Annotated in this window: 18 protein-coding genes; 9 read left to right on the forward strand and 9 right to left on the reverse strand. The window is 43.4% G+C overall.

Features of this window, described 5'->3' with window-relative positions; translation table 11 throughout:
• Positions 1-5 precede the first annotated feature (5 nt).
• The gene (locus MHH50_RS01005; RefSeq protein WP_340033853.1) at positions 6-1322 is read left to right on the forward strand and encodes an NAD(P)/FAD-dependent oxidoreductase; all 1317 of its coding nucleotides are present in this window, start codon (positions 6-8) and stop codon (positions 1320-1322) included.
• Between the two features lie 204 nt (positions 1323-1526).
• Here MHH50_RS01005 and MHH50_RS01010 read toward each other — a convergent pair whose 3' ends face one another.
• From MHH50_RS01010 to MHH50_RS01020, 3 genes are read right to left on the reverse strand one after another with little or no spacing between them, the layout of a single operon-like run.
• On the reverse strand, positions 1527-1715 hold the full coding sequence (locus MHH50_RS01010; RefSeq protein ID WP_340033854.1) for a YdeI/OmpD-associated family protein: 189 nt from the start codon (positions 1713-1715) through the stop codon (positions 1527-1529).
• Between the two features lie 41 nt (positions 1716-1756).
• Positions 1757-2014 carry a DUF1905 domain-containing protein gene (locus MHH50_RS01015; RefSeq protein WP_340033855.1) on the reverse strand — a complete coding sequence of 86 codons (258 nt, stop codon included), beginning with the start codon at positions 2012-2014 and terminating at the stop codon, positions 1757-1759.
• Positions 2015-2065: 51 nt separating this feature from the next.
• On the reverse strand, positions 2066-2536 hold the full coding sequence (locus MHH50_RS01020) for a DinB family protein (RefSeq protein WP_175618988.1): 471 nt from the start codon (positions 2534-2536) through the stop codon (positions 2066-2068).
• A gap of 261 nt (positions 2537-2797) precedes the next feature.
• Here MHH50_RS01020 and MHH50_RS01025 point away from each other — a divergent pair, with 261 nt between their 5' ends.
• The 5 genes from MHH50_RS01025 (at position 2798) to MHH50_RS01045 (ending at position 8843) form a co-directional block, all read left to right on the forward strand.
• Positions 2798-3481 (forward strand): Crp/Fnr family transcriptional regulator, encoded by a 684-nt coding sequence (locus MHH50_RS01025; protein ID WP_076305139.1) that lies wholly within the window; start codon positions 2798-2800, stop codon positions 3479-3481.
• Positions 3482-3628: 147 nt separating this feature from the next.
• Positions 3629-4252, forward strand: coding sequence for a hypothetical protein (locus tag MHH50_RS01030; protein ID WP_340033856.1), 624 nt, complete (start codon positions 3629-3631; stop codon positions 4250-4252).
• Positions 4253-4264: 12 nt separating this feature from the next.
• Positions 4265-6085 carry a cyclic nucleotide-binding domain-containing protein gene (locus MHH50_RS01035; RefSeq protein ID WP_340033857.1) on the forward strand — a complete coding sequence of 607 codons (1821 nt, stop codon included), beginning with the start codon at positions 4265-4267 and terminating at the stop codon, positions 6083-6085.
• A 79-nt stretch (positions 6086-6164) separates the two neighbouring features.
• A complete protein-coding gene (locus MHH50_RS01040) occupies positions 6165-6467 on the forward strand; it encodes a hypothetical protein (RefSeq protein ID WP_218640931.1) in 303 nt (100 codons plus the stop codon).
• A gap of 240 nt (positions 6468-6707) precedes the next feature.
• On the forward strand, positions 6708-8843 hold the full coding sequence (locus MHH50_RS01045; RefSeq protein WP_340033858.1) for a pectate lyase: 2136 nt from the start codon (positions 6708-6710) through the stop codon (positions 8841-8843).
• A gap of 143 nt (positions 8844-8986) precedes the next feature.
• Here the strand turns inward: MHH50_RS01045 and MHH50_RS01050 are convergent, their stop codons facing one another.
• The 3 genes from MHH50_RS01050 to MHH50_RS01060 form a co-directional block, all read right to left on the reverse strand.
• Complete coding sequence (locus MHH50_RS01050) at positions 8987-9208, reverse strand: helix-turn-helix transcriptional regulator (protein WP_076126905.1); 222 nt, start codon at positions 9206-9208, stop codon at positions 8987-8989.
• Between the two features lie 141 nt (positions 9209-9349).
• Positions 9350-10147 (reverse strand): WYL domain-containing protein, encoded by a 798-nt coding sequence (locus tag MHH50_RS01055; RefSeq protein WP_076126906.1) that lies wholly within the window; start codon positions 10145-10147, stop codon positions 9350-9352.
• Positions 10134-11447: a WYL domain-containing protein gene (locus MHH50_RS01060; protein ID WP_076282633.1), complete on the reverse strand. Its 1314-nt coding sequence runs from the start codon at positions 11445-11447 to the stop codon at positions 10134-10136. Before MHH50_RS01060 ends, MHH50_RS01055 begins: the two co-directional genes overlap by 14 nt.
• A gap of 229 nt (positions 11448-11676) precedes the next feature.
• On the opposite strand from MHH50_RS01060, the gene MHH50_RS01065 reads away from it, so the two are divergent.
• From MHH50_RS01065 to MHH50_RS01075, 3 genes are read left to right on the forward strand one after another with little or no spacing between them, the layout of a single operon-like run.
• The gene (locus MHH50_RS01065) at positions 11677-12468 is read left to right on the forward strand and encodes a nucleotidyltransferase domain-containing protein (protein WP_076126909.1); all 792 of its coding nucleotides are present in this window, start codon (positions 11677-11679) and stop codon (positions 12466-12468) included.
• Between the two features lie 25 nt (positions 12469-12493).
• Positions 12494-13759: a class I SAM-dependent methyltransferase gene (locus MHH50_RS01070; RefSeq protein WP_076282634.1), complete on the forward strand. Its 1266-nt coding sequence runs from the start codon at positions 12494-12496 to the stop codon at positions 13757-13759.
• A 3-nt stretch (positions 13760-13762) separates the two neighbouring features.
• Positions 13763-16348, forward strand: a complete 2586-nt coding sequence (locus MHH50_RS01075) for a metallophosphoesterase (protein WP_312150999.1) — start codon at positions 13763-13765, stop codon at positions 16346-16348.
• A gap of 214 nt (positions 16349-16562) precedes the next feature.
• On the opposite strand, the gene MHH50_RS01080 is transcribed toward MHH50_RS01075, so the two are convergent.
• From MHH50_RS01080 to MHH50_RS01090, 3 genes are all read right to left on the reverse strand, one after another.
• On the reverse strand, positions 16563-18944 hold the full coding sequence (locus tag MHH50_RS01080) for a N,N'-diacetylchitobiose phosphorylase (protein ID WP_076192607.1): 2382 nt from the start codon (positions 18942-18944) through the stop codon (positions 16563-16565).
• A 215-nt stretch (positions 18945-19159) separates the two neighbouring features.
• Positions 19160-19768, reverse strand: a complete 609-nt coding sequence (locus MHH50_RS01085) for a zf-HC2 domain-containing protein (RefSeq protein ID WP_076126916.1) — start codon at positions 19766-19768, stop codon at positions 19160-19162.
• Positions 19765-20247: a sigma-70 family RNA polymerase sigma factor gene (locus tag MHH50_RS01090; RefSeq protein ID WP_036687188.1), complete on the reverse strand. Its 483-nt coding sequence runs from the start codon at positions 20245-20247 to the stop codon at positions 19765-19767. Before MHH50_RS01090 ends, MHH50_RS01085 begins: the two co-directional genes overlap by 4 nt.
• Between the last annotated feature and the right edge of the window lie 70 nt (positions 20248-20317).

A 20317-nucleotide genomic window follows, 5' to 3' on the forward strand; every position in this document is an offset into this window, starting at 1 on the left:
TTAACATGTATAAGGATCAGACTTCTAAGCACCACGAGCTGTTCATTATCGGTGGGGGTGCTGCAGGTCTAATGGCTGCAGTTACAGCGAGGGATCAAGGTATTGATACAGCAATTATTGAAAGCAATGACCGGCTTGGGAAGAAAATAATAACGACGGGTAACGGGCGTTGCAACATTACGAACCAATCCACCGCCACCGGTACGGATGAAGCGGCCGCTTTATCACGCAAGTATCACAGTAATCAGGAAGGATTCCCAATACATGTATTGCGGCAATTCGGTGTCCGCCAAACGATCGAATTTTTCTCCTCACTCGGGCTTCCTTTTGTAAGCTTGGAGAATGGCCGGATGTATCCTATGTCGCTGCAGGCGGCTTCGGTGCCGGGTGTATTTAAGCTGGCGCTGGAGGATCGGAATGTTCCCGTATATTATAAACATAAAGTGTTGGATGTTACCGTTTCGGCGGGACATCCGCGGTTCGCGATAACCTGCCAGACGGAGACAGAGGAACAGGTTGTGTATACCAGCGACTATCTTTTTCTATGTGCAGGCGGCCTTACCGCTCCCAAAACGGGAACGGACGGCTCCGGTTATACGCTTGTCCAACGTCTGGGGCACACCCTGATCAACCCGGTGCCAGGCATTGTACAATTGAAGCTGGATTATCCGTATTTGAAGGAACTATCGGGCATCAAAATTGAGGGAGAGGCCCATGTTATCGTAAACAATGAAGTCATCCGCACTGAGTCTGGTGAGATTCTTTTTACGGACTATGGTATCTCGGGCCCGCCCATACTTCAGCTCAGCAGAAAGGCTGCGTATAATCTCGGAATAGGAGAATCGGTGACATTGTCGGTTGATTTAATGCCGGAGCGCACGGAGGAAGAGTTAATTGATTTTCTGGAGATCCACTGGGGGATCTTCGGACACCGGACGGTTGCCGATTCTTTTGTGGGCATCGTCAGCAAGAAACTGATTCCAGTACTGCTGAAGGAGGCTGGAATTGATCAACAGCCGCACTTGCTTTGTATGGATTTATCATGGAAAACCAAGAAAATATTTTATCGAATCTTGAAACGTTGGGAATTTAAAGTGACCGATACCAATAGCTTCACGAATGCACAAACAACAGCCGGTGGCATTGATACGACGGAGCTAATTGAAGGAACGTTAGAATCTAAGTTAGTCCCTGGGCTGTATTTGGCAGGTGAAGTGATGGATGTGGATGGAGATTGCGGCGGCTATAACCTGCAATGGGCTTGGAGCTCCGGCTACGCCGCTGCTATGGCGCTTGCTAATCGACGTGCCAGCACCACGTAAGGGGGCAGAGGGTTGCTGACTCTTAAACGATCATCTATTACTATGGCAGAGGTTTGCTGTAACAAGTCTGGTTTTAGTAATGTGAAAGCGATGAGGATTGTTTCTCATCGCTTTTTTTGTGATTTTTTAAAGTTTGGTGCTCATTTTATTCGTTGCTTAACTCTGATGTCTTTATTTTACCTCAACTTTATTGTCGTCCCTTTATTAATCCTTAAGTTTATCAATTAGAGCTAGTATTCGTCTATTTTTTGTATCTTCCTTTTTAGCAAGCTCAATATAATTAATCTGCTCTCGTTTAATGTAATCAGGCTGGTTTAGAAATGTATTCAGCATGTGGTACTCTTCAAGGTTTGTAGTAATGTAATCAGGCTGGTTTAGAAATGTATTCAGCATGTGGTACTCTTCAAGGTTTGTAGTAATGTAATCAGGCACAATCAGTTTACGATTATTATATGTAATGTATCACCGAGCTCTTTTTGTACTGCTCTTCTAATAAATTCGTTATAAACAAAATAATGCCCATTCTTTGACGGCAATAAAGTATGGTCAAATTCGTACCCGTCAACAGAGATTTGAATAGGTACTTTACCATTAGTATTGAATATCTCCCTTACTGAATAGGGGAAATAGACTACTTTCCATTTCATTTTACCTTCCAGCAGCTTTATCTCACTATCAAATTCATAAACCATATTAAATAACACTCCTCGTGGTAAAGAAGCTGATTTCGGTCACTCATTTTATCATAGCCACTTTGCTGTTTCTAGGTGATTCGAATTCAATATGCTGTTGCAATAACCTATATGATGTTGAACATGCCTTATCTGCATGAGGATAACATCAGTTTTAGTTATTTCTTCGTATAGTACACATGGTTCCAATAATCTGCCGTCAGTAAGTTCAGCAAAAAAATTACGAGCCACACTCATTATCTCCTCTACGTACTCCGTCATTTCCTCCTTAGTAGGGTAGTCAGAGCACTCCTTATCTAAGTCTTCTGTTATATCTTTACCGAAGTCAGGTATCGTGAATTCTTCATCCTTCTGCTGCCTAAACCAAAATTTCATGCTGGTTGTAGCATGGAATATATGCTTCCAGTATTTATGCTTGGCATCCTTCCAAAAATGATCAGGACATACTTCGATAAGATTCTTCAACATTTCTACGGTTGGATCAAACTGTCTTCTAAAAACAGTCACCATCTTATCACTCATGTTCATCAACTCACTTCTCGAAATTTAGAATCTTAACTTTATTCTTGTCCTAAACAACCAAAACCTTCAATTTTATGATGATGTATTTGGAAAATTTGTGAAATATACTCAATCACAAACCCATAAAATGTAAAAATGTCACATCATAATTTAATGACTGCTGTCACTATTTATCTTAAATTAAAAGCATTACAATATAGGATAAGTTTCGCGATTCAATCCTAAAAAATTTATTACTTATACTGGAGGAACCTCTAGAAGATGAACCCACAACTGTTACGGGATTTTCCGTTCTTTGAACATCTTGATGATGAATATTTAGCTGAAATTGCTAAGGTATGTAACGAGCGTACTTATATAAAAGGAGAGTCCATTTTTTTTGAGGGTGAAGAGGGAGAGGAGCTTTATCTGGTTCTCTCTGGAGTTGTTCAAATCTATCAAGATAACCACTCTAGGGATGTAATTCTTTCTATTTTTAGAGAAGGTGATTTCTTTGGAGAGATGGCTTTGTTGCAAAACGAAAGAGCGCGCTCTGCTTCTGCAAGGACCATTGAGAAGTCTACCTTATGTATTTTGAAAAAACGTGATTTCATTCCTTTACTAAAAAGTAATCCGGAAATACTAATCGGCATTTTGGAAACAGCATTAGATCGTCTGCGGGATGCCAATAAATTAATAACAGACTTAACCGTTATCGACGTACGTACGCGTATTGCTCGCGTGTTGTTGCGTCTAACAGAACAGCACGGAGTGCCCTCTAATGAAGGTGTTCTAATCGATTTGAAATTAACGCATCAACACCTGGCGGATATGACAGGAACGGCGCGTGAGACTGTGACAAAATCGTTGCTTGGATTACAGGATGAGCAGTTGATACGTATTGATCAGAGGAAAATACTTGTGTGTAACATAGATAGACTTAGAAATATACTTGACGTAATCTGAGTGAGTTCAAATGTTTGAATTTGTAATTGGGGTTACAGACCATAAATCACCCTAAATGATATAACAATATTAACAAAGAACGCGTACATTTTGCTTTATTAATCGTGATGACACAATGATCATCCATAAATGAAAAGGGGAAATGAAATGAGTGTAAAAAAATTGGTTTTATCTATGTCAGGTACTTTTTTACTGGGGATCATTGTAGGAGGGGCCTTGTTATATAACAATTCGGTTTATAACTCTGTTAAGGATGCCCTGAATGGAAATGCCACGCAAAACTCGGTAGGTAGCGTAAATTTGGAGGGGATGACACAGGTTAACATTCAGGGCATGGATCTTGAAACCGCAATGATGGCTGTGCAGGAGAATCGTACTAATATGTTAGAGAGCCAGTTAAAAGATCAAATCACAGCTGTACAAGCCCAGAATGAAACAATCGCAAAACTGAATCAATTGTTGGGAGTTATTAATGAAGAGCTAGGGAAGCTTCCTTCTGGTGCTGAGGCCGGCTCTGCTGTGGAGCTGGTAGATGACAAGGGTGCTATGTTTACTGCTATGGGCATGGCTATACCGCAAAACAAAGGGGAACTTGAGAAGCTGTTGGGGCAAATCAAGTCACAGATTGATAGTGCAAGTAATAGCCAGCAAATGGACATGCTGCGCCTGCAAAGTTTAACGAATAAACGTAACGAAGCCTTCGATGTAATGACGAATTTTATTAAAAAAATGCAAGATTCCAGAAGTAGTATTATAGGGAATATGCGGTGATGAGTTAAAACTATGATATCCAAAGCTGCAGTTGATTTTCTACGAGATCATCCGTTTTTACGAGGTATTCCTGATGATGAGCTACAAAATGTAATTAACGCTATAACACTTGTGTCTTTAGAGGATGGACAACGACTTCTTATGGAAGCGTCCACCTCTAAGGACTGTTTCATTTTATGGCAAGGGAAGGTGCAAGTAACCTCAGTTAACTTAGTTGGGAAAACACTGCTCTTAGCTGAACTTGGACCGGGAGAGTTAGTGGGAGAGATGGGTCTTATTCGGAACGAACAAAGATCAGCTAGTGTTACGGCAATCGGGCCAGTAAAGGCGTTGCGTCTAGACCGTCCATCCTTCGAATATTTGGCGAACCTAAGTCCATTATTTTACGAGAGTGTGCTTGTGAACATACGGATCCGAATGATCCATAGTATGCTTCGTAAAGCGACAATCTGGTCGGTCATACCTGATGCTGAGCTTCGGGGTCTTGCAGAGATTACAACGATCAAGAAAGTCACGAAGGGTGAAGAGATTATCGTGGAAGGTGCGGTAATTGATCATTTTTTCATGATTAACAGCGGGAGTATCGAGCTTCGTGGCCAAAAGCGGCGTAAGACTGTTCTTCGAGAAGGAGATTTTTATGGAGAGACAGAGTTACTAACAGACACGGCTGCCTCGCACACGTTGATCGCGGTAGAAGATAGTGAATTACTTATCATGGGCAAGTTAGAGTTCTTAACTATACTCGACTATTACGCTCCGGTTCGTCAACAACTCATTAAGGTTCTAAACATACGAACACCCCATCTGCTGGAGAAAGTTACAATTGCCATCGGCGAGGAGTCTATTGCCGAGGATAAGGAATCTCTACCTAAAACCAAAGACAAGTGGATTGACCAGCTGTTGTGGCTGGTAGGTGGATTTCTTGTAGTCTCCTTCTTGGCACTATTCCTTCATAGCCAATGGTGGAAGATCGCCACCTTGATTGTTGGAGGAGTGGTGGGTCCCGCAGCCTTCGTAGCTTTTGTGAGAAGTCAGCAGTTAATAGGCTTCCGTCAGCGGAGACTTGTTTTAGTTTTTGTGTCTACCGCGGTTGTGGCTATTCCTCTGGCTTGGTATTTAGAGCGGATATGGCTTTTTGAAGTAAAAGCAAATTCTTTTGATTTTTCACAGCTTTACGTACCTTTGTCTGTAGCCCTAATAGAAGAAACTGCGAAATTATTAATTTGTGTGATGCTCGTTCGAACGCGGAAAATCCAATTTCTAATGGATGCAGTGGTGTTTGGTGCGGCAGCAGGCATGGGATTCGCGGCAGTGGAAAGTATTATTTATGGATGGGTTCATCTAGACGAGGCATCGTCAATAGGGATGCTTACCGTCCTATGGATGAGAGCATTATTATCGCCCTTCGGTCATGGAACATGGACTGCGATTGCCACTGTGGGGATATGGTATGCAAGTAGCATGCATAAGAATTCGAGCTTGGGGGACGTCAAGCCATGGACAAGATGGCGACGCGCAATTGAAATGTTTTTAGTAGTAGTTGTGATGCATGCATTATGGAATTATCACTTTGAATCGGGGCTGATGAAGGCCGGTGTTATGGCCGTAGTCGGGATTATGGGTCTCTTTTTATTGTTCTTACTCATTCGTAGGGGAAGAAGAGAGGAGTTCCATGCCTTGAATATGTTAAATCCAACAATGAATGAGGCGATCCGACATGACGAACAAGTGAAGCCTATGATGCAGGAGCTTTATTGTGAAGGCTGCGGGTCAATGTCTCCGCCGGGTACACGTTATTGCACACGTTGTAGCCAGGCACTAAGGATTAAATGATTTGATACGGCTCCATAGGTAGTAAAAGAAAAGACACCTTGAAGGGTGTCTTTTTACGTTATTGCAGCTTGAAAAAAAGATGCCAACATTATCCCCGACTTTAATGAAAGTTCCCGGTTTCATTTTCCGTGAATTTGCCGTCGCTGTCATGCTGGGATTGCTTGCGGCGATCATTACGGGCTTGTTGCTGCTGTTGGGCTTCCAGGCTGTTTACGGGCGTGGCTTCCAAATCTTTTACAGTGTTGAGCAGATTCTTGTCTGGTTTATTTGCGCTCAATTGAAAATTCCTCCTTGTTTACCTAATGGTTGTGAATTTTATTATGTGCTGGCTACTGTGTGGCTATTCGTGTTGTATGATCACAATCCATTCGCTGTCCTATAATCATTAGCTCAGAACACGGTTAGATAGGGGAGATATGAGTAAATGATTGTTTCGGAACCTTTTTTAGTTTTGATATGTTGAACGTGTTCTGGTTTCAGAATTTGTATTATTTTCGAAGGGATACAGGGGCTAGATGTAGGATCTCTTTCTAAATATTTAGGAGGTGAAAAGAGAAACTTCATTTTTTTGCAAGCGGTTACAAGGATATCTGCAACAAATTTAAAATCGGGAGGAAATAAAATGAAAAAAAGAGTTGCAAAGGTAACCAGTATTGTTGTGTTGTTTTCTCTTGCTCTTTCTTTAATAGTAGGTGGATGGACAAATACGGTGGTGCATGCTGCTGGTCTTGCGGTAACAGGCAGTGGAGGCTGGAATGAAACGGCATATGTGGAATGGTCACCTATAAGCAATGCGACAGGGTATAACGTTTATGTTAAATTGGCAAGTGCAGCGGATTCTGGGTATCAACAAATTAATAATGAGTTAATCCGCAAATATCCTTCCTACTGGAGAGCGGATGCTGTAGGGCTTGCAGCCGGAAATTATGTGATGAAAGTTGAAGCTACGTTGTCAGGGGGTGGGACGGTAAGTGCGGTTTCAAATCCGCTATCTATAACGTCATATGACCGTTCTGGGTTTGCTTTTTCGACTAGTTCGCAATATGGTACAGGATCAGGGGCTTATAATGAGAATGGAACCCTCAAGAATGGTGCTCAAGTGCTGTATATAACATCTCAGAATGCGCAAACCGTAACGCTTGGTGTAAAAATCAACAGCTCCGGCGCTGTACAAACAGGGGTTGGCCTGGGCGGTATTTTGGCACTGAGACAAAAAGGCTATGATACCACTCCACTTGCGATCCGAATTATCGGAAAAGTTACAGCTGCTGATCTGAGTGGACAGCTTAACAGCAGTGGGTATCTTGAAGTCAAAGGTAAAAACAATTATTCGGAAATGAATATTACTATTGAAGGTATCGGAAATGATGCTTACGCATACGGTTGGGGAATGCTTCTAAGATATGTAGGTAATGTGGAAGTAAGAAACCTGGGTGTAATGTTATTCCCCGACGATGGCATTTCAATGGATTCTGGCAATATGAATGTCTGGGTGCATAATAATGATATTTTTTATGGAGCTGCTGGAGGCGATGCAGACCAAGCCAAGGGCGACGGTTCCACAGACCTTAAAAATGGATCCAACTATATTACAATCTCTTACAACCATTACTGGGATTCCGGAAAATCTTCGCTAGTTGGTTTGAGTGAGCCGGCTGAATTTTTTGTTACCTTCCACCACAACTGGTTTGACCATTCGGACTCCCGTCATCCGCGGATTAGAGTGGCATCCGTCCATATCTATAACAACTTTTTCGATGGTATCTCCAAATACGGTGTGGGTGTTACTACAGGTGCTTCAGCTTTTGTAGAATCTAATTATTTTAGACATGCTAAGTTTCCAATGATGATCTCCTTACAAGGTACAGATGCTTTAGGGGAGGGCACATTCTCAGGCGAAAATGGAGGTGTGATTAAAGCCTATAACAATCTTATTGTAGAGGCTTCAAGTCTCATCTATGCGAATTCAAACACAGGGACAGCTCCTGCTAATGTTACCTCATTTGATGCTTACTTAGCTTCGTCAAGAAATGAAACCGTCCCAAGCTCATACAAAGCATTAAAAGGCGGAACAGCCTATAACAACTTCGACACGAGCGTAAATACAGGAGTGAACGTATCTAATATTGATAACGTAAGCAATGTTGAACAGATTGTTATGGCAAAAGCCGGACGTCTGAATGGCGGAGACTTCACATGGGAATTTAATGATTCAGTGGATGACGTTTCGTATGCGTTGAATACAGCGCTGATGTCTGCAATCAGAAGCTACACAACGGGACTTGTCTCTGTAGGGGGGAATTCAAACCCAACGAACCCGACTCCGACTCCATCAGTAACACCTACGCCAACAGTAACTCCTGTGCCAACAGCGACCCCAGCTCCAACAGCGACTCCAGCACCGACGACAACGCCAGTGCCGACAGCGGGAGCAACCGTTCACAACTTTACTACGGATGGAACAACAAGCAGCTTCTTCAATATTCAAGGCAATCTCTCAACAAGTAAGGGAACTGTGGCCTATCAGGGTTTAACCCTAACCCAATGTCTAAAAATCGAGAGTGCAACCAGCATTCAATTCACTGCTGCTAAAGCTTCAACGCTAACCCTAGTGTTCAACACAGAGGGAACGAAAATCAAAGTGGATGGAACAAGTTATCCTATAACCAATGACATTGCCACTGTCTCTCTAGCCGCAGGTGCACATACCATTACAAAAGATAGTACGGCGAATCTATACTATATGAAGCTGGAATAGGGGAATGGCTGCCTCTACTTTAATATGGAGTATCAGAAAAGCAGAAAAGCGACCTGTAGGGGGCGCTTTTCTTTGCTTTTTCTTAAGATCTTATTACTTGAGTTATTGTCGATTCAAAAACTATTAATTTTGTGTTGATTTGATTAATCTTTATCATCAACCAAATCAATAATCTCACGAATATCCTCAATATTTAAAGCTTCTGCAATTTTGCCTATATGACTAAAGTTAATATTCTCCCTTTTTCCATTAGCTAACTCACTTAATGCGGCATGTCGGACATCGGATATTCTGGATAATTCTCGTAGGGAAATCTTATGTTTTTTGGTCAATTCTGAAATTTTCACTATAACTCTCTTTCCCACTTCTAATCCCCTCACTAACTCTCAGTTTTTAAGAAAGCTGCTGTAAGTAAAGTAAAAGACATCTTAACCGTGTCTTTTACTTTACTATATAAGCAAGTTTCAGCACTTCAGGATAGTTGACCAGCTTATACTAATTCTCGGTTATTCCCCATACCGGTCAATCGCCATAGCTGCGGATTTCAGCATGCGCCGCTTAAGATGCTCACCCTCGACGATTTTTACGCGGAGGCCAAGAAAACGGATTTTGGACAATAGGAATTCGCTATCGTCTCTCATGTAGATGACTTTGATTCGATAGATACCCGAATTTTCATCAAAGGACACGGATTTATCAAAACAGGAAAAGGCGTACAGAATTCGTGATAGCTCAGCATTAAAGGTGGGGATGACTTGAATACATGCACATTCCTTCTGATCCTCTAATAATCGCATTATCCTTGCTTTTAAATCATTAATCCGTTTGGCAGGGAAGGGAGCTACTTCAACAGAAATAATGTTTTTTAGTTTAGTGGACATAAGAGAACGTTGCCGGGTGCTGTACCATTGCAGATACCACTCCCGCTTATACATGTTGTATTCCAGCTTATGAGGGAACCCGGTTTGGTCAGTTCGTTGGCCTCCATGCTTAATATGGAAAGTAATAAGGATCGCTTGATTCTGCATGATTATACGGCGGAGTGTACGAAGCATTGGATGATAGACCTGCCGCTCTTTGCTTTTAGCTTTCTCCATAATAATTTGCCGCACTTCTGTGGACGCTTCTGCCTCCAATATGGCGTTCAATTTACTTAAGGTATCCAGTGTAAAAGCTGCTTCTGAGGCCGGGTGCATTAACATGGTTTTCAGCCAGGAACGTTCCTGGGAGGTCAGCGCTAATGAACCCACTTCGTCGAGGCGTGAAATGATTTGGAAGTTAAATATTTTCTCAAATGGATTCATAATAGCTGTGAATCTCCTTCCACTCCGCGATAAATTGCTTACGCAGCCAAGGGGGTTCTAATACCTCGCAGCTCGAACCAAAGCTTCGTAACCACGGCTTAATTTCATAAATACCATTCACTATGATCTCATAAAGGAATGTAGAATCGGACTCTTCCGTAATTTCTCCCCACTGTCCCTGCGCTTCAACCCGCTCCCGAATAAAATTAACACCTGGGCGATTGGGGTTATAAAATCTTGCCACCACTTTAATTGCACGGGTGGTATCTATAACCCAGCTGGTTGTCATCTGCTCTTCCAGATTGCTGAGTTTCTGAGCAAACTCTGCTTCTTCCACAGTGTCGCCCTCCTCAATTTGAGTGAGGCCCTCCATTCGGAATTTCATGATGCCCATACGTGAATTATGTCCGATTAAATACCAGCGCCCATATTGATGGTCATAGATGACGCGGAGCGGAAGAACAGTTTCTGTGACGCCCCTTGTTTCCCGCTCAAAGAGAGGATTGGTATTCTGAGAGGCGTAGTTTTTGCCCTTTTTAGGGGATAGATATAGAAACTTGATTTTTTTTCGCTGCTGAATGGCTGCAAATATCGTATATAGGTGTGCCTCATCAAGAATACGTGAATGATAATTATATTTGTATCTATGGGTTTCCGTAGCTTCGAGGGTATAACCCCGCTTCCGCAGGACCTTTTTTAAGGTGTCGCGCAGCAGGTAACCTTGTACAGACGGAGTCTGCGTGTTGGCGATGACATCAACATAGTCGTAAAGATCCAAGAGCTGATCGCCGGATAATTGATCAATCAGATCGTTAGCAGCCTTGTATCGATAAGGCCGACCTTCGTTTACACGAAGAATAACGCCAACTTCCTCAAGGTATTTCAGATCTCCACGGATGGTTTTCTCATCGGGCATTGGATAATCGGTTGGCATTTGCTCACTGCACACATCCTGTAGATCTTTAGCCGTTAGCTCCTGAGTCTGGAGCGCAGTTAATAGTAGTGTAAGCCGGATGCTCTCCGTTTCCTTAAGCGACTTCGCCCGGAACAAGAACAGGAGCAGCGGGTCGGCAGATTCATAGTAGTTATAGCGGAGCCACTCAGAGAGTTCTGTTGCTTGTTCTGTAGGCAGATCCTGTTGTAAGACGGTTACCATGCCCTTCAGGTTGCGCAGCGTTTTGTCATAGGTATGTACAGAAATGCCGAGACGATCGGCGAATTGTTGTCTGCTGTAAGCTCCCCCCGCTAAAGAGAGCATGCGAAGAAATTGAATCTCCTTGTCAAAACTTTCCCGGGCCATTTGTATCCCTCCACCCTGTAGCGAATCCATAAGAAATAGTAGTACTCATTATATTAAGCACCAGAGTTGAATAAAATGGAAGTGTTTTTGGCCGCCGCCATACTTCCGCCCTGTTCGTTACAGGGAAGATGAGCGAAGATAGATCCATGAAGCCAAAGCAATTCTGATGAGGCGTTCGAATAGTAACAAGGGTAGAGAATAGGGAAGTAACCGATCTGGAGGGATGAAGATGGATCCTATAAACAAGCTTATCCGTGAGCAGCTGGAACAGATTGAACAGGAGGAGCAAGTTACAATATTGTATGCCTGCGAATCAGGTAGCCGGGCGTGGGGATTCCCATCGCAGGACAGTGATTATGATGTGAGATTTATTTATCTGCATAAACCGGAATGGTATCTATCTATTTTTGATAAGCGGGATGTGATCGAGCGTCCTATTAACAATATGCTTGATATCAATGGCTGGGATTTGCGGAAAGCACTGAATTTATTTCGGAAGTCTAATCCACCGCTGCTGGAGTGGCTGCAATCACCCATTCAATATGCAGAAAAGTACAGTACAGCAGAGAAGCTTAGAAGCATTTCCCCGTACACATTTTCACCGAAGTCTTGTATGTACCATTACTTAAACATGGCAAGAGGGAACTACCGTGATTATTTGCAAGGCGAACAGGTCAAGATCAAAAAGTACTTTTATGTACTTCGTCCCGTTCTAGCCTGTGAATGGACTCACCGATATGGAGAGATGCCGCCGATGGAGTTCGATGTACTGGTAGAGCGGCTTATTCCGCAGGATGAAGAGCTGTGGCAGGTGATTCAGCAATTGCTGGCACGAAAAAAATCCGGTGAGGAACTAGACTACGAGCCGCAGCTAACCGCGATTAACGATTATTTAGAAGAACAGTTCCAAGTGTTGGATAAGGTGGCGGCGTCCTTGAATGCTAAGGAGAACAACAGAGATCATCAGCTGGATGCTCTATTTCGAGAAGCTTTACAGGAAGTATGGGGACGGGCCCTATAGAAAGATTGATAGGAGGAAGATGGTAGTGGCTATTGTACAACTGAAATCTACGAATCCAAAATTCACTTTTTTAATTAAAAAAAATCCAGTGACAGGTATGCAGCTTCGTCTGGTTCGTCAGGGATTGGCTTATGGATGGTATTCTGATGAGGCAACTTATAACGTTTATTTTAAGGACGCAGATAACGATATATCCTACAAGCAGAACGGAAGCGAGAGCTTTGAGTATCTAAATGTCTCCCGGTTTAATACACCTCTATTTCCGCTTAATGCGGTCAATGAGTTTTTCTCTACACCCTTTAAATCCCAGGATGAACGGGATGCGGAAGGATATGAGCATTCTTTTTTCATCAATATGGTTCAGGTTGAGCGGATACACTATATTGAATTTTTCCAAAAGCATTTAAAGGGCTATACCTTCTCCTTGCAGCATCAGGCACATAAGAGCTATTCGCTGACGATTACCACACATAAAAGCTTGTATCACCTCTTACATGTTGTTGGTGTGCTGTCCTTGTTCTTATCCATATTTGGGGATGAGTACATAGATATTTCGGATGCTATTTTGGATAAATATATCCGCAGCCTTAACGTCATTGATGCACCTTTTTATATAAGAAGTCTATTTGCAAGGAATTTCCTTACCTCTAAGGAACGGTTCAAGCGATATAAAGCCTCCATCGAACAAACAGACCAGTATTCTATTGGGCTGGAGTATGGCGGTACTGCGATGCAGCGGCGTACTTTTATTTCGAGTGTGCTTCCATTCAATAAGCCGATTCTGGACATCGGCTGCGGAGAAGGTTTCTATGCAATTCCGTTTGCCGGAAAAATAGAGAGCACCTATTATGCGGTAGATATAGCCGAGGCGTTGCTGGAGGTTGTGAATCGGAAAGCGAAAGCTAAGGACATTGATAACATTGCAACCTTTGGCTCACTGGACCATTTTCTGGAGTCGTACAATGGGGAGCAGGTTGATGTGATTCTAACAGAAGTTGTAGAGCACATGAGTGAGGGTGAAGCGGCAGAGCTTATTCAGCAAATAATCGGTAATGTGAATTTTCAACAGCTTATTGTGACGACACCGAATGCTGATTTCAATCGTTACTATGAGCTGGAAGGATTCCGGCATGAAGATCACAAGTGGGAAATGGGACAGGAAGCGTTCGGGCAATGGGTTTTGGATACGGTTCAAGGTTTAGCAGTCGAGGTTGAATATTTGATGGTTGGTGACCGGGTTGGCGAGATCCGTACGACGCAATGCGCTATTGTGCGAAGAAAGGAGGAATAGGCAATGGAAATTCAAACACGTGTACACACCATATTTCTGCTTGTAGGAGCAACGGAATGCGGGAAGTCAACTTTTGCTAAAGAAGTTCTGATCCCGCAGTTAAAACTAGAGGATGCTTCTAAAGGGTTACGTACGAATGTGCAGTACTTATCCTCGGATAGTATCCGCCAGGAGATATTGGGCTACGACTATGATAAGTATGATCAGGTTATGCTGGAGGCGAGTTCGCATACCTTTCAATTATTGTTTGAGAGATTGAAGTTAGTCACTTCTTTTCCGATTAATGCGGAGTTTGTGGTGATGGATACCATTGGGCTATCCGAAGATTACCGTAGTAAAGTCCGTGAGATCGCCGGGCAAAATAATTACAATCTGGAGGTTATTCTGTTTGATTACCGTAAACGGGAGGATTACTACGTCTCGGAGCGCTCGAAGAAGCTGATCTCCAATCATTTAAACCGGCTGAGAAAAGAAATCCTGCCTGTTCTGTCACGGGAAGGTTACAACAAGATTCATAAAGTGCGTGCTAAAGATTTTATTCTCGAGGGTGAAGGGATAGCTAACCCGGACTACCGGGTGATTATACAGGATTGGGATACTTACGCATCTACGGTACTTCTACAAGCACAAGAGTATATTGTGGTTGGGGATGTTCATGAGTGCGTCGAAGAGCTTCAGGGACTTTTACGTAATTACGGCTACAGGGTGCACGAAGGTAAGTTAAGTGCAACAGATAAGCTCAGTAACACACGAGTCATTCTTGCTGGTGACTGGATTGATAAGGGCAAAAAGACACGGGAGACGATTGAGTTCTTATTTGATAACCGCGAGCATTTCCTATTTGTTATGGGCAATCACGAGAACTTTGTATACAAGTACGTAAAGGGTGAGATTCAAGGAACCGATCCGGAACTGCTAAGAACGTACTTTGATTCCACCCAAGTGCTTAAGGAGGATACCGCGCTTTTTAGTAAATTTTCGGCTTTAGTGGAGCAATCTCAGCCCTTTTACCGCTATATAGGTATGCAAGGTCCTTCTTTTTATGTTACTCATGCTCCTTGCCGTAATAAGTACATTGGTAAGCTGGATACGAATTCACTACGCCATCAGCGTAACTTTCGGCTGGATCGTGAGGTTTCCTTTGAGGAACAGCTTGATTTCCTAAAGCAAGAGGCTGTGAGTAATCACCCCTTTCATCTCTTCGGACATATTGCAGCCAAGCAGACTTTTCGGATCAAAAACAAACTCCACCTCGACACAGGGAGTGCGCAGGGTAATGAACTAACTTCTGTTCGCATGTCGTTTAAACCTTTCTATAAAAGTCAAAAATCGCATGTGACTACGGTGCACGAAGAGCTACCTATCCTGTTCCGGGAACAGCAAACCGTATCCTTGTTAGAGCTTGATTACGAGTCTGTGCGCAGACTGCAGTATTCCTCGCAGAACCGGGTCAACTTCATCTCCGGGACGATGTCACCTGCGGATAAGGATATGGCTGCCGGTGAGCTTGAGTCTCTGCGAAAAGGGTTGGATTATTTTGCCGAGCGTCGTATATCTGAAGTCGTCCTGCAGCCTAAATATATGGGATCACGCTGTAGTGTGTACCTTTACCGGGATATAGAGCAGTGTTACGCAATTAGCCGGAACGGCTACAAGGTTAAGGCGGTCGATCTGACGCCTATCTACGAACAACTGCTGCATAGATTCGGAACCTATATGGCTGAGCAGGGGATCCGTGTGCTTTTACTGGATGGCGAGCTGCTGCCTTGGAAAGCGCTGGGGGATGGGTTAATTGAGCGTCAGTTCCGGCCGATTAGCAAGGCGCTGGAGACAGAACTGGATTTCTTAAGACAATATGGATTTGAGGAGTCACTGGGTAAACTGATACAGGATTTTGAAGCAAGCGGGTTTGAACAAGACCAGCACCATATGTCGAAAGAGGCGCTTAACAACAACTATGGGTCTCATGTTTATCAGACTTTTAAGTATGTCCGTGACATAAGAGAATCGTATGTAGATCTTGACCAGCGTGAGGAAGCTTACAGAGTATACAAGCAGCAACTGGAGTTGTATGCGGGTGATGCAGAATTAGCGTACAAACCTTTTGCAATCCTGAAGGAAGTACTGGAGAATGGTGCTGAACGGGTACCTGACGGTAAAACCTCCGAATTATACAGGTTCTTAAATGATGATGAATCTCTGGTTTTGGACTTGAAAGAGCCTGATGCCTACATCAGAGCAGAGGAGTATTTCGCAAAGATAACGGTAGAGAAACATATGGAGGGAATTGTAATCAAACCGGAGCAAGAACAGCAGGGGGTAGTCCCATACATGAAGGTCCGCAATCCGGGCTACCTGTCGATCATCTACGGGTACGACTACAAGTTTCCACATAAGTATGCCAAGCTGATGAAACAGAAGAATATCGCTCCTAAGCTTCGGACGTCCTTAATCGAACACCGGCTGGGCAGACAAATGCTAGAAGTGAAGCTGGATGAGATCTCGTCTGACAACGAGGACTACAAGCAAATTGCAGCAAACCTGTTATTCGAGGTAACGAAAGAGAAAGAGATCGACCCGAGGTTGTAGAGGATTGTTACAGGCGAAGAAACTTGGTTTGCCAATTATGAGAATGAGTTCAGGCTGTCGGGAAGGTCCCGGCAGTCTTTTTTTCGTCAATTGTATCCAGCTCAATCGCGGTCATAGAGCCGGAAGGCAAGTGTACAAGCCTCGTTCTAATTGTAAAAACAGGAGGACGCACCTTATCGGGTCCGTCCTCCTATCTATTCCTCATAAATACGCCTTAACCCATAATAACGAGCACGTTGTTTTCTGGCGCCATTTTGGCCACTGGGATCAGGTTGCCTTGAATTTCTTCACCGTTAATAACGATATGGGTAACCCCTTTTTGTACACCCTTCTTGTTCTCCACCTGGATGTTCAGCTTCTTCCCACGGAATTCCCGGACCATGGAAAAGTCTGTCCAGTCGGAAGGAACACACGGGTTGAGGCGAAGGCCATCAAATTGCGGTTGAACCCCCATAATGCCTTCCACCAAGGAGACCATCACGGTTGAAGCGGTGCCGGTCAGCCAGTGGACATGCGCCCGGCCTTGATATGGGCTGTCCTTGGACTCGACAAACTGGCCATGTACATAAGGCTCGAGTTTACGGATTTCAGCCTTATCGTTCATGCTGGCCGGACTGCAATTCAGGAAGTATTCGAACGCGCGCCCACCGTTGCCGATCATGGTTTCCGCCAGAATGAGCCATCCCTGCGGCTGGCTGAAGATGCCGCCGTTTTCCTTAGTTGAGGCGTTGAAAAGAGCCATCAACGCTACTGGCAAACCGTATTCACGGAACGGAGGGTAGAATAACATAGTGCCGTAATCGGTCCGCAGATTCTCATACACTTTGTCCATGGCGAGCTTCGCCTGATCCGGGCGGGCTGCACCGCTTAATACGGCCCAGCTTTGCGGATTGAGCCAGATCTTGGCTTCATCATTTTCCCAGGAGCCGATGGTATAGTTGTCTTCGGTAAATCCGCGGACGAATTGATCGTTCTCCCAAGCGTGTTTTTGAATGTTATCGTCCAGCTCATCAAGCAGGCCCTGCGCCCATTGAATATCTTCAGGCTTGTTCTTATTTTGTGCGATTTCCATGAATACCTTGAATGCCATATACAGCTGGAATGCGACGAACAACGACTCACCCTTGGCTCCAAGCCGTAGGCAATCGTTCCAGTCGGCATGAAGCCCAACCGGCATGCCGTGTGCGCCCATACGATCCAGACTGAACTGAAGTGCCTGGCGCAAATGCTCGTACACTGTGCCCTCGCCTTTATCCGAATAAGGGATTATTTCATCTGTGAAATCCCAGTTGCCACTTTCATTCAAGTATTTAATGACGGTTGGGAACAGCCATAAAGCGTCATCAGCCCGATAATGGGGGTGACCGGTTTCCCGCACGTATTCTGGATCATCCGGTGTGCCCTCATGCCCAGGATTGTGATCAAATTTCACCAACGGAAGTCCACCGCCGTTGGAAACCTGGGCGGATATCATCAGTCTTAGACGTTCAAGGGCCATCTCATGATCCAGATGAATGATGCCTTGAATATCCTGCACGGTATCCCGATATCCGAGTCCATTACGAAGACCGGAGTATTGGAAGGAGGCTGCACGTGACCAGATGAAAGTGATAAAGCATTGATATGCATTCCAAGTGTTGATCATGTTGTTCAGGTTATCGCTTGGTGTCTGGACTTGGAAGCGGTTAAGTTTGCTGTGCCAGAATGCTTTCAACTCTTCGAGTTCTTTATCTACCACGGACAAGTCCTTATAATGGCTGAGAATTTCGGAAGCGCCTTTCTCATCATACTGTCCCAGTAGAAATACGATTTCTTTCTCTTCTCCCGGCTGTAAATCTACGTTAATCTGCAGGGCCCCGCAGGAGTTAGTATTGTAGTTTAATGAATTGGAGCATTGGCCGTTCTCAACAGAGGCCGGATTGCCATAACTGCGGTAATCGCCTAGGAACGTATCCCGGTCACCGTCATAAGCGGTAACTTCTGCACCTGCAGCGCCGAAGAATCTCCAGGTTTGTTCTTCGGGGGTGTTTTCATTGATGACTTGAAGGATCATATTATTTTTATAGTAGGTCCGTGAAATAAACAGAGTGTACTGAAGGTTGACGGTATCCTGCTCATAGTTGTTATTGTTGGTTAATTCAACAAATCCGAAGAGAGCCAGCTTGCGTGCTTTGGAGCCATCATTGCGCACCTTCATGCGCCACACCTCATAGGTTTTGTTCAGTGGTACATAATATAATGATTCTGTATGGATGTTATCGTAGTCCGAGACAATGTTCGTGTATCCGGTTCCATGATGGCATACCGACTTATATTGCTCCAGATCTTTACCCACTGGCTGCCAAGAGCCGGACCAATAATCCCCGTTCTCCAAATCTCTCACGTAAATATAGCGTCCGGGCTCGTCCTTAGAGTTGAAGTGGTAGCGGATATGCCGCCCATTTGCGCCAGACTTTACAAAGCTATAGCCGCCTGCGTTACCTGAGATGATTGCACCGTATTCCGGCGAGCCGAGGTAATTCGCCCAAGGGGCAGGCGTATTCGGCTTGGTAATGAGGTATTCCTTGTTTTTTCCATCAAAATAACCATATTGCATGACCATTCCTCCTATTAAGTGGTTAATGGGCCGATCTATAAACGCGCGTTCACAAAGAGGTGAAATATCCATGTGTAATTTTATTATAAGATACTTTTAGTAAATCGATAACCCTATATTTTAGCGAAAAAACGAACAAAAATGCTAACTTTTTAAGTAGGTTGCAAAGCGAAAGACACCTTAAAAGGTGTCTTTATTTATTTTAGCGGCAATGTCTACTCCACTAAAACACCATTAACAAACGTCATAGTTTTATCTTTGAATTCAAGAATAAACTTGTTTGGAAAATCTAGATCAGTATGAATCTCCGTCCCCAACATAACTTTTTTGCCCACATCATCAAAGGGATTATGAAGTAAACCTCTAGGCGTATACCTAGTTTCAGAACCGATTACATTATTATTCTCATCGCGGATAAATTTGGTTTTTCCTGAGAACACGAGGTCCTTGCCATTTTCCAAAGTTAGATGAACTTCCAAACGATCCTTTGTCTTCTGATAATCTATGACTACATCTTTAGAGGATACAGGGAAACCGATAACAAAAAGTCCAATAAGGGCTGTAGCCAGTATGAGTACCGATAAGACGGAAAAAATGAGAGTTTTTATATTCTTTTTTTTCACTTTTTTAAAATAATTGAGTTTGTTAACTTCCTCTTTATCAATAATAGGCACACTTAGATTTGCTGTGGCGGTCATTTCATTATAGGATTGAAGGCAGCTTTCACAGGATTGCAGGTGTTTTTCGATTTCTTCGTTACTATGTACAGAGGTTAGCTTTTCAATATAGGAAGGTAATAAATCCTGAATGATCTCGCATTTCATGAAGATCTTCCTTTCATTAATTTTTGTTTTCCACGGTAAAAGGTAACTCTTGCCCAGGTCTCATCTCTGCCAAGAATTTCGCCGATTTCCCGAAAACTGAATTCTCCGGTCAAACGCAGATATAATACTTCTTTGGTGTTTGGATCAAGTAAATGAAGTTGTTTAAATAAATCCATTTTGTCCTGAGCAAAAATGAACTGGGATTCTGTTGAATTTGCGTTAGCCAAAGGAGCGTCTTCTAATTCCTCAGACTTCCGCTTGCGCTGCTTGTCCAGCTCCTGATACCACACATGTTTAGCAATTTGACAAAGCCAAACGTATACTTTGCAGGTTCCATCGTATTTATCTATCGATTTTATAGCTCTATAAAAAGTTTCTTGGGTGATTTCTTCTGCTAGCAAGTGATTATGACAAAAGCTAAATACGAATTTATATACTTGGGTTGAATATTCCCTGTATAATTGCTCGTTGTCCTGCATCCATTCACCTCCTCAAGTTATATATCCGTAAAAAGCTATAAACGTTACAAGTTTTTTAAAAATAAATTTG

The organism is Paenibacillus sp. FSL H3-0302, assembly GCF_037982245.1.
Taxonomy (GTDB): domain Bacteria; phylum Bacillota; class Bacilli; order Paenibacillales; family Paenibacillaceae; genus Paenibacillus_AQ; species Paenibacillus_AQ odorifer.

Coding starts and splice junctions, on each gene's coding strand:
- MHH50_RS01090 (WP_036687188.1), bottom strand. CDS start 20,247: ATGCAGGACAACGAGCAATTATACAGGGAATATTCAACCCAAGTATAT.
- MHH50_RS01005 (WP_340033853.1), top strand. CDS start 6: ATGTATAAGGATCAGACTTCTAAGCACCACGAGCTGTTCATTATCGGT.
- MHH50_RS01035 (WP_340033857.1), top strand. CDS start 4,265: ATGATATCCAAAGCTGCAGTTGATTTTCTACGAGATCATCCGTTTTTA.
- MHH50_RS01075 (WP_312150999.1), top strand. CDS start 13,763: ATGGAAATTCAAACACGTGTACACACCATATTTCTGCTTGTAGGAGCA.
- MHH50_RS01040 (WP_218640931.1), top strand. CDS start 6,165: ATGCCAACATTATCCCCGACTTTAATGAAAGTTCCCGGTTTCATTTTC.
- MHH50_RS01085 (WP_076126916.1), bottom strand. CDS start 19,768: ATGAAATGCGAGATCATTCAGGATTTATTACCTTCCTATATTGAAAAG.
- MHH50_RS01010 (WP_340033854.1), bottom strand. CDS start 1,715: ATGCTGAATACATTTCTAAACCAGCCTGATTACATTACTACAAACCTT.
- MHH50_RS01015 (WP_340033855.1), bottom strand. CDS start 2,014: ATGGTTTATGAATTTGATAGTGAGATAAAGCTGCTGGAAGGTAAAATG.
- MHH50_RS01020 (WP_175618988.1), bottom strand. CDS start 2,536: ATGAGTGATAAGATGGTGACTGTTTTTAGAAGACAGTTTGATCCAACC.
- MHH50_RS01055 (WP_076126906.1), bottom strand. CDS start 10,147: ATGAATCCATTTGAGAAAATATTTAACTTCCAAATCATTTCACGCCTC.
- MHH50_RS01080 (WP_076192607.1), bottom strand. CDS start 18,944: ATGCAATATGGTTATTTTGATGGAAAAAACAAGGAATACCTCATTACC.
- MHH50_RS01045 (WP_340033858.1), top strand. CDS start 6,708: ATGAAAAAAAGAGTTGCAAAGGTAACCAGTATTGTTGTGTTGTTTTCT.
- MHH50_RS01060 (WP_076282633.1), bottom strand. CDS start 11,447: ATGGCCCGGGAAAGTTTTGACAAGGAGATTCAATTTCTTCGCATGCTC.
- MHH50_RS01025 (WP_076305139.1), top strand. CDS start 2,798: ATGAACCCACAACTGTTACGGGATTTTCCGTTCTTTGAACATCTTGAT.
- MHH50_RS01065 (WP_076126909.1), top strand. CDS start 11,677: ATGGATCCTATAAACAAGCTTATCCGTGAGCAGCTGGAACAGATTGAA.
- MHH50_RS01030 (WP_340033856.1), top strand. CDS start 3,629: ATGAGTGTAAAAAAATTGGTTTTATCTATGTCAGGTACTTTTTTACTG.